Consider the following 15,127-nt stretch of genomic DNA (forward strand, 5'->3'; position numbering starts at 1 on the left):
ATTAACCCTCCTGTACAGTCAGATCTGCACTCAGCGTATCGTTCACATGTCTGCCTACCATAAGACGGAACAATCCGGGCTCAACCACCTGTTTGTAATCTTGCCCAATATATTGAAGCTGTTCCGGGCCGACCGTAAACTCTACCTTACGGCATTCTCCAGGTTGAAGAAGGATTTTACGGAATCCTTTAAGCTCCCGGGCCGGTCTTGTATATCGGCTGGTAACATCACTCACATAGAATTGCACCACCTCGGCACCTTCACGGTCGCCGGTATTCGTAACATTGACGGAGACGACGGCTGTTTCGCCTGCTTGGATCACTTCTTGCGTAACTTGCATATCCGAATAACGGAACTCGGTGTAGCTAAGCCCATATCCGAACGGATAACGAGGCTGTGCATCCTCCTCGAGATAACGCTTACCGCGCGAACGCTTGCCGTTGTAGTAAACGGGAAGCTGTCCGACATGTTTCGGTATCGATATCGTCAGCTTACCGGACGGATTCACATCGCCGAACAAAATGTCTGCTACTGCATGTCCGCCCTCCTGACCCGGATACCATGCTTCCAGGATGGCGTCGGCATGCTCGTCGATCCAAGGCTCCGCAATCGGTCGGCCGTTGATATACACTACGATCATCCGTTTGCCAAGCTTATGAATCTCCTGGGCCAATTCCAGCTGAACACCCGTTAACTGCAGCGTCATCCGGTCGATGCCTTCACCGCAATCCATATCACTCATGGCATCGTCCGTGACCTTGGAAGCCCCTGTCCGCAAATCGATTGTGCCTTCCCCAAAATCACGGGCACTGGAACCGCCAAGTACAAGGACAACAGTATCCGCTTGGCCCGCACATTCCAACGCAAACTCGAAGCCCTCCCTGGAGTCATCCTTGATACGGCAGCCTGGTGCATATAATACACGCTCGGCTTCATCCCCCAGTTTTGTACGGATTCCATTCAGCACTGTCTTCACACTTTGCGGCGGCTGTGGTGACGTATAGTCGCCAAGCTGATTATACCCTTGATCGGCATTGGGACCGATGACGGCAATCACGCCGTTGTCCTTGGATAGTGGCAGTGCCTTAGCTTCGTTCTTCAGAAGAACGATGCCTTCCGCCGCAAGCTGTCTGGCAAGCTCGATATGCTGCTTACTGCCGATCACTTCCTCGGCTACCTGCGGATCCACATAAGGATTCTCGAAAAGTCCAAGCTTGAATTTCAGGGTCAATACACGACGAACAGCTTCATCCAATACGGCAACATCCAGTTTGTTCTGTTCAACAGCATTTAGAAGATGCTTGCTGAACATCTCGCCCGACATCTCCATATCAATCCCTGCGCGAATGGCCTGAACAGCAGCGTCCTGTCCATCTTCCGCGGTATCATGACCGCTGGCCAGCATGTCGATCGCACCGCAATCGGTAATGACCATGCCGTCAAAGCCCCATTCCTTACGCAGAATACCATCAAGCAGCTCCGTATTTACAGTGCATGGCACGCCGTCAATCTCGTTGTAAGCAGGCATAATCGACGCAGCTCCTGCCTCCACCGCTTTCTTGAATGGCAGCATGTCCACTTCCATCAATTCGCGTGTGCCCATATGTACAGGGCCCGCATTCCGTCCGCCTTCTGAGCTGCCATAACCGACAAAATGCTTCAGTGTTGCAGCTACGCTGCTCGGGCTATCCAGTGATTCTCCCTGAAGACCCTCAACTGATGCAACCGCATACTCACTGATCAGATAAGGATCTTCACCGAAGCATTCCTCGGTTCTCCCCCATCTCGGATCGCGTACGACGTCAAGTACAGGCGAATAGGTAACTGCACCGCCCTGGCTGCGTGTTTCCAGCGCTACGGCGCGGCACATGTCGCGGTATAAGTCCACATTCCATGTGCTCCCGATGGACAGCGGCACCGGAAAGACCGTACCGCCGATCGCCATATGACCATGTGAGCACTCCTCCCCGATCAGGATCGGAATACCAAGACGCGATTCTTCCACTGCATACCGCTGAATGTGATTAACGGCTTCTGCTCCTTTATGTGGAGAAAGACCGGTCTCAAGTGTGACACCGGTCCATGGATCGGCGCGAAGGGTCCCGTATAGGGATCCAACGCCGCCATCTTTTACTTGCTTTTTAAATGAATCTGTAAGTGTAATCTGGCCTTCATTCACTTCGTAAGTCATCCAGCCGAACGGCTGTACCAGCTGTCCGATCTTCTCCCTCAGGTTCATCAGGCCAAGAAGATGTTCTACTCTCTCCGATATGGGTCTACTGGAATCTTTATAAGTCATCTCATACCCTCCGGTATTGAAGTCGTTATTCTTTAACCGCACCAATCGTTAAACCTTGAATGAAATAGCGTTGGAAGAACGGATACGCCAGAATAATCGGCCCGGTTGCCAGAACGACCATTGCCATCCGTGAAGTATCCTGCGGCATGCTCTGCAGAGCCGTCATGCTAAGAGATGAATTCTGGGAATTCTGCAGGATGAACTGCATGCTGGTCTCAATACGCATAAGCATCGATTGAAGCGGAACCAGATTCGGATCATCAATGTAGAGCAATGCGTTAAACCAGTCGTTCCAATATCCCAAGGTGCTGAACAATCCAATGGTTGCCAGACCCGGTAAGGAAAGAGGCAGTACCAGCTTGTAGAAAATCTTAAACTCACTCGCACCGTCAATTTTACCGGATTCAATGATAGCATCCGGAACGCTGGTGCTGTAGAACGTACGAAGAATCATAATGTAAAAGGCGTTCAGCGCAAGCGGCAGGATCAAGGCCCAGATCGAATCTTTCAGATGAAGCAGCTGTGTAGCTACGATATAGGTTGGCACTAGACCGCCATTGAACAGCATCGTAAAGAATGCAAAGAATGCAAAGAAGTTACGATATCTGAACCCTTTGCGAGAAATCGCATAGGCATAAAGCGATATAATAAACAAGCTGATCAACGTCCCCACTACGGTTACGAAGATCGTGACTCCATAGGAACGAAGAAGCGTGTCCCCTGTTTGGAATACATATTTATAAGCTTCCAGGCTCCATTTTTCAGGCCAGATTTGATATCCGTTGCGGGCAAGGGCGCCCTCATCTGTAAATGATATGATCATAACGAATAAAAACGGAAATACACACAGGAACGAGAAAATACCGGCAATCAGGTTAAACACTACATTCCATCCAGATGAAAGCTGATGGAAATCCTTCATCTTGCTCTTAGATTTGAACACATCATATACCCCCTTCTTGCTAGATTAGAACAAAGCGTTCTCCTTGTCGTACTTACGAACGATGTAGTTCGATACCATAACCAGAATAAATCCAACCACCGACTGATAAAGTCCTGCAGCGGTACTCATACCAATCTCACCTGTTGTCTTCAGACCGCGATATACATAGGTATCAATAACATTCGTTACAGAATACAAGGTTCCCGAATCCCTTGGCACTTGATAGAAGAGACCAAAGTCTGCGTAGAAAATTTTACCGATCGCAAGCAGGGTCAAAATGGTCATAAGCGGTTTCAGCATCGGAAGCGTGATGGCTTTGATCTGCTGCCATTTATTCGCTCCGTCAATCATCGCTGCCTCATAGAGGGATTTATCGATCCCCATGATCGCCGCCAAGTAAACGACACTGTTATAACCTACAGACTTCCACAAGCTGATTAGCGTCAGGAATATCGGCCAATACTTGGCTTCGGAGTACCACTGTACCGGCTCCATGCCGAACCAGCCTAGGATCTGGTTTAACATCCCTTTATCCATGCTCAGGAAACTGAATGCGAAATACCCTACAATAACCCATGACAAGAAATACGGTAAGAACATACCGGTTTGATAAACCTTCGCCAATTTCTTGTTCACGATCTCGGACAATACGATAGCTAACGCTACGGATAGAACAAGACCGAGAATGATAAACACAAAGTTATACAGCACGGTGTTGCGCGTAATGATGTAAGCATCGTTGGTACTAAACAGGAATTTGAAGTTTTGCAGACCTACCCATTTACTATTAACGATACTTGCCCAGAAGCCGTCACGGCTGAAACGATATTCTTTAAACGCAATAATAGTCCCGAACATGGGCAAATATGAGAATAAGAGAAACCATAGGGTTCCCGGCAAAACCATGAACAACATGGCCTTATTCGTCATAAGATTTTTGAAAAACTGTCCGATTGCTCTCATGCTTACCCCTCCTCGTGATGTGCACGAAATGAACAAAAGAAGGGCGGTGAACATCCGCCGCCCCGTCCTTGTTCATGCTGTAGCGGCATCTCGCACACTAAGTACGAACGCGAGACAGACCGCTTCATGCATCGTTATTACTTGCTTGCTTTCCAAGCATCAATTTGGCTTTGTGCTTCAGCGATGATCTTGTCAAGACCAGCAGCTTTCAGCTTTTGATTCGCTTTTGGCAGGAATTCTTCAGGATTGACGGTACCTGTCATCAGCGGAGCCCAGAACTCTTCTTTTACGTTGTTGACTGCAGCGAGCTCAGTGGATACTTTGCTTGGATCGAAGTTGAAGCCGAGAAGTGGAGCAGGCTTACCGGACTCGTTAAACTTCTTGAATTCTTCCCATTTGTTCTCAGGATCTTCAGGGTTCAAGTAAGTCAGCATAACATTACCAAGTGCAAAGGTCGGCATGTCGTAGTTTTTCGATTCTGGCAAGTTTTCCATTACGTTCTCGCTAAGCTTCTTGTAGTGAACACCTTCGATACCGGAGTCAACCAGATTACGAAGATATACGTCTGTATTGAGCAGGTTCAAGAAATCCATTGCTTTCTCAGGGTATTTCGAGTTAGCGGAAATCGCTTGCATCGAACCCATTACAGACCAGTTAAAGATATTGGCATCGCCAGCCGGAGTAGATACTACCGGATAGCCATAGCTTTGGCTCCACAGATTGTCTGCGAACGGCTGTGTTGCTGCGCGATCTGCAAACCAGTTACCGGAAGTCATCAAGTCCTGCGTGGAAGTAGTTGTAGCTGCTTCAGGAGAAATATATCCGGCTTTGTAGAATTTGTTCATCAATTTAAGAGTTTCCATCGTTTCCGGCATTTCAAGGAAGTTCACAACTTTCAGATCATCCTTGTCATCCAGATATACAGCCATAGGCATTTTTTCGATAATGTAGTCAAATGGAAGCAGTGGACCGAAGTCTTTGCTGATCGCGAGCGGAACTACGTTCGGCTCGTTCTCTTTAATGGTTTTGAGCAGAGGCTCCAAGCTTTCCATCGATTTTACGTTCGAAATATCGAGGTTGTATTTATCCAGCAGGTTTTTGTTAAAACGCCATGCTTCTTGTGCTGGAAGTTCTTTGTTAGCCGGAATCGCATAGTTGTGTCCGTCAACCTTGGAACCTTCCAGGAATGCTGGATCAATTGCATCTTTAATGCCTTGTCCATGGGTCTCGATCAAATCGTCCAATTCCATGAATGCGCCTTTACGTGCATTTTGCACATAGTCAAACGCCCAAGAGCTTGTAAACAGGATATCCATTGGCTCGCCGGAAGCTGCCATTACCTGCATCTTCTGGTTGTAGTCACCGAAGTCAATCATTTTCATGTCAACGGTTACACCAATCTTTTCAGCAGTATATTTGTTGATTTCGGCTTCAACCTTGTCAACATCCTTTTGAGGTGTTCCGATTGTGTACCAGATCAGTTCAACCGGTTTCTCGGCAGTTCCCCCGCCGTTTCCTGCGCTCTCTTCTTTATTGCCTCCACATGCCGACAGCAGCATGGATGCAGACAACAGAAGCGTTAGCGGCATAAGCCATTTCTTTTTCGATTTACTCATGTTAATCCTCCCTTTTGAATCCCTGGTGTCTCTACACATATAAGGTTATCCTATGAAAGCAGTTTCACATAGGCGAAAAATTAAAGGTATTATGGTGAAAATAAAGAAAAAAGCTCTGATTTATTCAATCAGAGCATTCCTCTAAAGTCTCTTGGTGATACACCAACGAATTTTTTAAATTGCTTATAGAAATAACCCGTTTCCCAATACCCTACATTTTTAGCGATATCCTGTACTTTTGTTGAAGAGTTTCTAAGAAGATCCTTGGCTTTGTCAATACGATACCTGTTGATATACTCTGTAAAATTCTCCCCTGTCTCTTTATGAAATAGATGTCCCAGGTAAACAGGATGAATATGATAATGGGCGCCTAGCACCTTTAGTGACAAATCCTCGTTGTAATGATGCTGGATATGATGCAGTATCTGCTGGATGACAGGGCTCTTCACGTCATTATTGAGCGAATCGACAAGCCCGCCGACACCATCCTTCACCGCTTTAACCAAATCATCGATCGATACAGATTCCATAATATCTGAAATCGTATTCTTTACAAAATCGGGGGCTGCCGTGTACTGGATATCGTTTAGCTCCAATTTGAGGCGAATGACCATTTCAACGGCGATGCTCTTGAGCGTCGTCGGATTCATCCCGGGCGTATGGCGAAGTCGGCCAAAATCGCTGTCGATCAGATCAAACAGCACCTGCTTGTCCCTGCCCGCAATACCCTTGGCATAATCAGGCCACTGCACCGAATACGATTCAGCCGCTTCTCCCTTCTTCGCTTGAACATCAACGTAATCCACGTAAGAAGGCTGTTCCAGTACGAGATAGTACTCCTGGGCTTCCTTGGCATGAAGATAACTGTCCTTGTAATCTCCCCCGAGGCTTTCCACGCTGCCAAGCGAGATGCTCAGCTCTTCCTCGTAGCATTGCTCCCGAACTTGCTGCAGCAGCCGGATGGCTCTCGCTTTTTCTGTATCCGGATCTCTCATCATGAAGATGACAACGTGATCGCCGTCATTATCCCGGAAATACAGCACACCCGGTTCCCGATCCATTAATTGATACAAGCAGCTCTCAAGTGGTGTGAAATCGGCTCTCAGGATAGATGCCATAACATAAGGCAAATTCAGGTTTAATCCGAGAAGTGTGGCCCGCTCCTCCAGTTCCTCCGGCTCAATCCGGTCCGTGATCCAGCGAAACAAAATATTACTCCGTAATATGTTAATGTCATACTCGTCCAGTGTCATTTCCCTTTTGGATTTATTCATTTTATCCGTAGTGCTCGCAATGGTTTCTTCCAGTTCCTTTAAGTTGATCGGCTTTAACAGATAATTCTCAATCCCCAGCCTCATGCCTTCTTTTAGGTAAGCAAAATCATCAAATCCACTAAGGATAATGGCTTTCAGATTGCGGTTTAATTTCCTTGCTTCCTCGATCAGTTCAAGTCCTGTCATGACGGGCATAGATATATCTGTTATCAGAATATCGACAGGAATCGACGCCATTTTGTCGATAGCTTTCCGGCCATTCTCCGCATGACCGACCACTTCAATGCCATGCTTTGACCAGTCCACGACATCAATTAATCCCTCTATGATGAATGGCTCATCATCCACGATAAACACTTTATACATCGTTATTCATCTTCCCTTCCGCTGCCGGAAATCTGATCGTCACTATTGTCCCTATCCCCGGCTCACTCTCGATGTCCATCCCGTAAGAATTCCCGTACGTTAGTTTCAATCGCTCATGCACGCTGCGAAGACCAAACGACTCTCCGCTCGATTCGGCCATTTCCAGTCTGGATTTAATCTCCTCAAGTTCGTCTGGATCAATTCCTTGTCCGTTATCCTTAATTTCGATCGATATCTCACCATTCTTCTCCGTAGCGTTGATCGTCAGCCAATTATCATCTTCGTCGCTGCGCAGACCATGAACAATATAATTCTCGATAAGCGGCTGCAGTGACATTTTGATCATGGGAACCATTTTGATCTGATCATCGCAGTGCATCTTGTAAATGTACTTGTCCTTATAGCGAATGCGAAACAGCTCCAAATAGAGTCTGCACGCCTCCAGCTCGTCCTTCAGCGTATAATGCGACTTGTGCTGTACAATATTCTTGAACAGCATGGATAAGCTGTAGATCATATCTCCGACATCCTGAGCTCCTTGGGAGAGAGCTCTCATCCGTATCACTTCTAGCGTATTATAAAGAAAGTGCGGATTGATTCTCGCTTGCAAAGCGGATAACTCCGCATTCTTCTGGTTAATCTCCGCCTTATATACCTTATCGATATACCGGGACAGCTCATCAAGCATTTCATTAAAGCTGCCTGCAATCTGCCCCAGTTGGTCCTCCTTCGTGTCCTGCATCCGGGCAACGAACTCACCCTTCTCAACCTTGCGCATAAAGCGAATAATGTTATCGGTCCGTTTAGAGTAGTTGACGATCATCAGCGAAGGAATGGATACAGCAATTACGATACATAACAGCGCCGATATGATAATCGTGCTTTGCAACCCTTGAAAAGACTCAGAGATTACTCGTTTAGGCGTGATTCCCACCACCACATAACCTGCTTGATTGTGGGCTGCCGTTGTAATATATGATTCCTCATCAAGGGTCACGGTTTCTTTGGGAGTGATCAGCTTATCCGCATAGGGATATTTCTGACCGTAGTATTTGCCAGAAGAGTCATACATCACCCTCCCATCACCCGACATGACCATTACAGAGCCCTTAAAGGAATCGTCACCGCTATTCATGACCGCATCCAGTGCTTCGGTTCGGTATAAAATAAGCAGCTGTCCCAAATTTTTATAGGTGGCCATATCATTAATCGGGCTTCGGATTGAAAACAAGGGTAAATTAGCATCGCCTGCCAGTTTACGGACCCACAGATTCGGCAAGGTCACGCTCTGAGTGTCCATCGCCATCACATCAGGGATATAAGAATACGTAGCATTCGCCTGGTAGAGCCGCGTCATGCTTCCCTGCTTGTACACATAAACATATTGCTTCTCGGCACTATACAGCATGATATTCTCGATATCCGGATCATCGTCCAGTTTTTGCTTGAAATAGGCAACCACACTGTCTGAAGTAGACTGTCCGCCGCCTGCAATCCGATTCATTCGCTTGGCCATATATTCGTTGAATGAGTTCATAAGAAAATACGATGTATCAATGCCCAGCGAGCTGTTTCGGTATAAATCATTAATGTAAAGCTGAACATTCTCATATTTTTGATTAACATGTCGCTCCACCCGCTCCACCGCGGTTTGCTGAATGTCCAGCTCACTTCGAATAGCGGATTGAAACAAGAAGTAATACATCAGATAGGACAAAGTGACAATGGTTACTACTGCAATCAGTGCGATTGATAGCAGCATTTTGGTAAACATATTATTTTTTATATACTTTCGATACAGTCTAGCAGGAGACATTGGTTTCCCCTTCCTGATGTAAACGTCGTTACTGATTTAAATATAACATCAGCCGCGCATAATTGAACGGATGAAATTTCTGCCACTTGTGGAGATTGATGCAGCCTATTTCAGTCCAATTGAGGGCCGTTTACTCACTTCCTTCATACGATGAAACTAGAAGGAGGTGGATTTCATTGCCTAAATATCGAATTATTATCGATTTATCCGACTTTCAGCTGCATTTGCTCGATGGTAACACCGTGGTACATACGTACCCCATCGCGATTGGTAAAATGGCAACACAGACTCCAGCTGGCCAATATTCTATCATTAGCAAACAGCCGAATCCCGGCGGCCCCTTCGGAGCCTATTGGTTAGGGTTATCCAAACCCCATTATGGCATCCATGGCACGAATGATCCTTCCTCGATCGGCCGGTATGTATCCCATGGCTGCATTCGAATGTACAATGAGGATGTAATTCAGCTTGCTTCCCTCGTTCCCCTCCACACTCAGGTCACCATACGTAAGTAATAATCTAACTGAATGATTTCAAGCCCCTCCAAATTGGTTAAATACAAATGTTAAATGGTCAAAAATATTAACCATTCGTTTAAAATGGAGGGATTGTCTATGATGCAGAGCAAATATTTCAGGACATGTTTGGGTATTATCGCCCTGCTGTTGATCATCTATCTAGGCTCCGAAATCAGCTTTTTGTTCCGCCCAATCGTCTCCATGTTCAATATGCTGATTGTCCCCGTGGCAATGGCTGGCTTCTTCTATTATCTGCTAAGACCGATTGTAGACTACTTGGAGCGTCGGAGAATCAAACGATCCATCGGCGTGCTGATGATCTATTTCGTGTTTGCCGGCCTATGCGCTATTTTTGGTATTGTGGTATGGCCGACGCTTCGCGAACAGATCGAAAACTTGATCAACAATACTCCTTTTTTGGTAGAGGACATGCAGAAACAGATTGACCAGCTTCAGCATAATCCATACTGGGCACGTTTTGTTCCATCGGAATCCGAGCTGTCATCCTCTCTGACGGAATACATGAACCGTCTCATTACCTGGATCAGCAACTCCATTAATAATCTGATCTCGGTTATATCCAGTGTTGTCGTCATCATTGCTACGATTCCTATCATTCTGTACTACATGCTGAAGGAAGGAAGCAAACTGCCGCCCAAACTGCTCAGCTTCCTGCCAAGACGCTATCGCCGTGACGGTCAGGAAGTGCTCAGCGATATCGATACGGCGCTCAGCAACTTTATTATCGGCAAAGTCATCTTAAATCTTATACTCAGCATTATGATGTATATCGGGTTTCTCATCATCGGTTTGCCATACTCACTGCTCTTAACCGTCATTTCTTTCTTTTTGAATTTCATACCGTATATCGGTCCACTGCTCGCGACCGTTCCTGTCGTCATCATTGGATTTATTGAATCGCCTACCATCGCGATATGGTCTGTCGTCGTTGTTGTCATCGCTCAGCAGATTCAGGACAATATCCTGACGCCCGTCATTTATGGAAAACAGCTGGATATTCACCCACTAACCACAATTATTCTCATTTTAGTAGGCGGTGACTTCTTCGGACTACTCGGAATTCTGCTGGCCATTCCTGCTTATATGATCATCAAAATAATCATCGTGCGGATATATGAATTATTCCTCGCCGAAAAAGTAGAAGATGCCTAAAAAAATGAACCTTAAATCAAGTTCCTGCACACAAAAAGGATGTCCCTGCCAAGATACCGATGGCTACTGGGGACATCCTCTATTTAATAGTATTACACTTGACCACGCAAGGATCGAACCACAAATTCATGTTCATCTTTACGCAATATCATTCCGTTTGACAGTGTAACGGTATTCTTATCATGCGCAGTAAGGACAGCCTGTGATGCCACCAAGTTATCACCCCTCCATACCATCACACAAGAACCAAAGTATACGGCGTTATCGAATTGAATGGTATGCTTCACGACATAACCGATAGCGTTCCAGACCGGATACGTGTTCCTCTGCATGATGCGATGAATGGAGCCAAACGGTATGACAAGCTCACCAGGGCCTAGCGTCACTTTCTCCTGAATGGGATCCCATCCTTTCAAAACACCTTCAACCGTGCTTCTCGCCCCGTCAAGACGCTGAATGACAACATGACGACCAATCCAATGTTTCATGAAGGTCACCTCTCGCGGATTATTCATCTCCATTGTCCGGGGTATTCGGGATTTCCCAATTCACCGGATCCATACCGTTTTGCACTAAAAAAGCATTCGCTGCTGAAAAAGGACGACTGCCAAAAAAACCTTTATGAGCTGCAAAAGGACTCGGATGACTGGATTCAATGACCTTGTGGCGGCTCCGGTCGATGAAGGAACCTTTTTTCTGGGCATAACTGCCCCACAATATAAAAACCATGGGCTGCTCGCGTTCATTTAACTTCGATATAACCGCATCAGTGAATATCTCCCAACCCATTCCTTTATGTGAATTCGGCTCGCCTTTGCGAACTGTCAGAACCGCGTTGAGCAGCAGCACTCCCTGATGGGCCCATGAGATCAAGGAGCCATATGCTGGAGCAGGAATTCCAAGATCGGCCGTAAGCTCCTTATAAATATTTCTTAATGACGGAGGAATCGCGACTCCCCTTGAGACGGAAAAACTCAACCCCTGCGCCTGTTTCGGACCATGATACGGGTCTTGTCCCAAAATTACGACTTTGGTCGATTGATACGATGTTTGCTGAAGTGCTCGAAACACATCTTCCTTGGGGGGATACACCGTGCTTCGCTCGTATTCCTCATTCACCCGTTCCATCAATGTCCGAAAATAAGGCTTGTCAATTTCTTCTCCCAGGATCAGGTCCCAATCATTGTTAAACATACGCATGTCTCCTCTCCCTCCTCCTTTTGATAGGTCAGCACGGAATCATTAAACAATGCGAGACTTTATCGGGAGTTGACATCTACTGCTTCCCTGTATTAGATTTCAATGCGCTTTATCCCATTGATGCATCACATTTAAAAAATAAGCCGGCTCCCAAAGAGGGGCCGACTTATATTGCATTCGCCAGACGCTGCTTCATGACGAGGACGGGGTCGAACCCGTACGGTAGTCATCTACCACAGGATGTTAAGCGGCTTGTACCACTTAACGCTGTCCCATTTACGATTGTACAGCGATATTATTCGTTAAATCGACGACAGGTAACGAGACCTCACCGTTAATTAACTGTTATGTAACAGTGCGCCCCTTCGCTACTGTGCGTTTCACGTTTTTTATTATACGGGAAATCCTGCCTGTGTACAAGACTGAATACTGCGTAAATCCAAAATACTCGAAATTTCGCATCATTCACAGAAAAGCCTTTCCTTCCTAAACATTAACCAGCCCCCTCCAGTATGCAAAAATAAAATTTCATGGCAGAGGTGGGCATTGGGATGAAGAGTATCTGATTGCGATTTGAAGAGCAATAAAAAAGACCGCCATTGACCTGGCAGCCGCTGCATTCGGTATCAAGCCAAAACAAAAACACCACCGATTGGTGGTGTTTCAGTCTTGTTATAATGCCGAGGACGGGGGTCGAACCCGTACGGTAGTCACCTACCGCAGGATTTTAAGTCCTGATATTTGCCCTTAGTGAAACAGAGTGAATCTCTAAAATCCTTACATTACAAGCATTTACCCGCTTTCGTTGTTAGTAAAAGCAAGTCAATAATAGCAGCTAAAAGCAGCATTCGCCCCCAGTTTGTCCCCAATTTGCTTCATATATAATAGTAGGAAGAGCCGTTAGGATTTTAATTTCTAACGGCTCTTCCTCAAATATCGAATCTTCAATTTGCCGAAACAATCTCATCAATATTAATCCAATGCCAATCACCTTCGCCAACGGACAATTTGATTTCCCGTTTGAATGTGTGGATCAATACAACAACACCTGTTAACTCATTATCTTCATACTCATCAAACAGCCTTACTGTTATGGTACGGTGCTCATGAAAAGATTCGGCCAGCGCTTGTTCAATCAACTCAAATTCTTGCGGGTCCAAAGTAGGTCTATCTTTTCTCCCTTCCTCTAATTGTTGGCGTATGATTGTCTCCTTGTGCTCTGGCAGCATCATACGGCTGGATTCCCATAATCCGTTACCCTCAAGCTTTTTGCGAGTTGTCATTTTAATGCCACCTTTTCTTCAATGTTTAGCCCCAGGTAAGAGAACGATTTCTGTTCAATCTCTGCCTCAATTAGCCCCCAAAGCATGGACAGCTTGTGGTGATACCCTCTACATAAAAATCCAACCTCAACGCCAAGCTTTGTCTTTCGATTTTCGTACACTTTTAAACCTCTCTCACGCATGCTCTTACGTGCTTCCGTTAATTCCTTTAATGCTGCAGATTGTAAATGGTCGATCATAGCATTGGTCAATTCTGGTGTCTTTAAATCTGATCGGCAGAGGACTCCCGCTCGTGTTCCAGTACATCAAGTAATAAAGGTAACAACGTACAGTCCTTTACTAACTTGCTTTCGTCTGGCGTAATCCCAATACTCGGCATATCTGTCCACCTCACAACGAGAACGTTTGTTTGTATTATATGCGAACAAAAGTTCTTTTATCAATGTAATTTTCATCCACCAGAATACAAAAAAGAACCACGCCAGCATAAACCTGCAGGACCCATCGGATCTTTGTAATTATTTTTCATGTGTTAAAATGTCTACATAAGGAGGGTCTCATGAAAAAACTATTTATTATTCTTGGACTTATTTTATTTGTTCTCGTTGCCTGCTCACCGAATTTTCCAACATCAACAGCAGCAAGCGAATCGATCCCAGAGAAACATACATCTGGCTCGCTTCAAGTCTTTTACCTAGACGTTGGACAGGGAGATTCCACACTAATACGTACACCTAAAGGGCAACATGTCCTTATTGACGGTGGGGACAACCACAAGGGTGACGATGTAGTTGCTTATCTTAAGCAGCTTGGTGTTAAAAATTTGGATGCAATCATTGCCACACACCCGGACGCCGATCATATTGGCGGGTTGGATATGGTGATCGATGCCATACCGGTTAAGTCTGTTTATGCCCCACGAGTATCTCACACCACAAATACATACCAGGATTTTTTGCTTGCAGTTAAAAACCGCGGATTAAAGATAAAAACTGCTAAAGCCGGTCTAACGCTCCCACTTGACGGGATTACAGCAGAGTTTGTTGCTCCTGTTGCCGAATATGGAAAAGATTTAAACGCTTGGAGCGCTGTCCTGCGGGTACAACACGGCAACACTTCTTTCTTGTTCACGGGGGACGCTGAGACCAGGAGTGAAAAGGACATGCTGGAACATTCGAAGCTGTTGCACGCCGACGTGCTGAAGGTCGGACATCACGGGTCGGATACATCAACATTACAAAAATTTCTTGAAGCTGTTAATCCTAAGTATGCAGTGATCAGCGCGGGTAAGGATAATAAATATGGCCATCCAAAAGCTGCAATTGTTAATCGCCTGAAGAGAGCTAAAGTAACTGTGTACAGGACTGATACCCAGGGTACGATCACAGCCATAAGCGATGGGAAGAATATAAAATTTGAAACTGTGAGGTGATGAGTTTGATTAGAGGGATTATTGACCGATTTGAGAACGATATCGCTGTAGTCGAAGTCGAGGATGGTCATACGCTGGATTACCCAAAACATCTCCTACCAATAGATGCGGAGGTTGGGGATGTGATTAGAATCGACGGTAACCATTTCACCGTAGACAAAGAGGAGACAAAAAAACGAAGAAATGAAATTGACGAGCTCATGGATGAGCTTTTCGAAGATTAAGTAAAGACCCTACCGGCACT

Annotated in this window: 14 protein-coding genes; 4 read left to right on the forward strand and 10 right to left on the reverse strand. The window is 45.8% G+C overall.

Going from position 1 to position 15,127, the window contains the following annotated elements:
• Position 1: 1 nt before the first annotated feature.
• The 6 genes from ABEQ74_RS20430 to ABEQ74_RS20455 all read right to left on the reverse strand — a co-directional run bounded on the left by ABEQ74_RS20430 (position 2) and on the right by ABEQ74_RS20455 (position 9,277).
• Positions 2-2,299 (reverse strand): glycoside hydrolase family 3 N-terminal domain-containing protein, encoded by a 2,298-nt coding sequence (locus tag ABEQ74_RS20430; protein ID WP_430123968.1) that lies wholly within the window; start codon positions 2,297-2,299, stop codon positions 2-4.
• A gap of 25 nt (positions 2,300-2,324) precedes the next feature.
• Entirely contained in the window at positions 2,325-3,221 is an 897-nt protein-coding gene (locus ABEQ74_RS20435; protein WP_053493944.1) for a carbohydrate ABC transporter permease, read from the reverse strand.
• Between the two features lie 45 nt (positions 3,222-3,266).
• Complete coding sequence (locus ABEQ74_RS20440) at positions 3,267-4,205, reverse strand: ABC transporter permease (RefSeq protein WP_054401478.1); 939 nt, start codon at positions 4,203-4,205, stop codon at positions 3,267-3,269.
• A 137-nt stretch (positions 4,206-4,342) separates the two neighbouring features.
• Entirely contained in the window at positions 4,343-5,821 is a 1,479-nt protein-coding gene (locus tag ABEQ74_RS20445; protein ID WP_054401477.1) for an ABC transporter substrate-binding protein, read from the reverse strand.
• A gap of 128 nt (positions 5,822-5,949) precedes the next feature.
• Positions 5,950-7,461 (reverse strand): response regulator, encoded by a 1,512-nt coding sequence (locus ABEQ74_RS20450; protein WP_430123969.1) that lies wholly within the window; start codon positions 7,459-7,461, stop codon positions 5,950-5,952.
• The gene (locus ABEQ74_RS20455) at positions 7,454-9,277 is read right to left on the reverse strand and encodes a cache domain-containing sensor histidine kinase (RefSeq protein ID WP_430123970.1); all 1,824 of its coding nucleotides are present in this window, start codon (positions 9,275-9,277) and stop codon (positions 7,454-7,456) included. Before ABEQ74_RS20455 ends, ABEQ74_RS20450 begins: the two co-directional genes overlap by 8 nt.
• Positions 9,278-9,453: 176 nt before the next feature.
• On the opposite strand from ABEQ74_RS20455, the gene ABEQ74_RS20460 reads away from it, so the two are divergent.
• Positions 9,454-9,792 carry a L,D-transpeptidase gene (locus tag ABEQ74_RS20460; protein WP_430123972.1) on the forward strand — a complete coding sequence of 113 codons (339 nt, stop codon included), beginning with the start codon at positions 9,454-9,456 and terminating at the stop codon, positions 9,790-9,792.
• Between the two features lie 99 nt (positions 9,793-9,891).
• Positions 9,892-10,968, forward strand: coding sequence for an AI-2E family transporter (locus ABEQ74_RS20465; protein ID WP_430123973.1), 1,077 nt, complete (start codon positions 9,892-9,894; stop codon positions 10,966-10,968).
• Between the two features lie 92 nt (positions 10,969-11,060).
• Here the strand turns inward: ABEQ74_RS20465 and ABEQ74_RS20470 are convergent, their stop codons facing one another.
• The 4 genes from ABEQ74_RS20470 to ABEQ74_RS20485 all read right to left on the reverse strand — a co-directional run bounded on the left by ABEQ74_RS20470 (position 11,061) and on the right by ABEQ74_RS20485 (position 13,690).
• Positions 11,061-11,456: a hypothetical protein gene (locus ABEQ74_RS20470; RefSeq protein WP_430123974.1), complete on the reverse strand. Its 396-nt coding sequence runs from the start codon at positions 11,454-11,456 to the stop codon at positions 11,061-11,063.
• A gap of 19 nt (positions 11,457-11,475) precedes the next feature.
• Positions 11,476-12,162, reverse strand: coding sequence for a uracil-DNA glycosylase (locus ABEQ74_RS20475; protein WP_430124251.1), 687 nt, complete (start codon positions 12,160-12,162; stop codon positions 11,476-11,478).
• Between the two features lie 950 nt (positions 12,163-13,112).
• Positions 13,113-13,451, reverse strand: a complete 339-nt coding sequence (locus tag ABEQ74_RS20480; protein ID WP_430123975.1) for a YolD-like family protein — start codon at positions 13,449-13,451, stop codon at positions 13,113-13,115.
• Positions 13,448-13,690, reverse strand: coding sequence for a hypothetical protein (locus tag ABEQ74_RS20485; RefSeq protein ID WP_430123976.1), 243 nt, complete (start codon positions 13,688-13,690; stop codon positions 13,448-13,450). Before ABEQ74_RS20485 ends, ABEQ74_RS20480 begins: the two co-directional genes overlap by 4 nt.
• A 320-nt stretch (positions 13,691-14,010) precedes the next feature.
• On the opposite strand from ABEQ74_RS20485, the gene ABEQ74_RS20490 reads away from it, so the two are divergent.
• A complete protein-coding gene (locus ABEQ74_RS20490) occupies positions 14,011-14,883 on the forward strand; it encodes an MBL fold metallo-hydrolase (protein WP_430123977.1) in 873 nt (290 codons plus the stop codon).
• Positions 14,883-15,107: a DUF3006 domain-containing protein gene (locus ABEQ74_RS20495; protein WP_430123978.1), complete on the forward strand. Its 225-nt coding sequence runs from the start codon at positions 14,883-14,885 to the stop codon at positions 15,105-15,107. Before ABEQ74_RS20490 ends, ABEQ74_RS20495 begins: the two co-directional genes overlap by 1 nt.
• Positions 15,108-15,127 lie beyond the last annotated feature (20 nt).

The sequence above is a fragment of the Paenibacillus solani genome (genome assembly GCF_050475945.1).
GTDB classification, from domain to species: domain Bacteria; phylum Bacillota; class Bacilli; order Paenibacillales; family Paenibacillaceae; genus Paenibacillus_AQ; species Paenibacillus_AQ solani_A.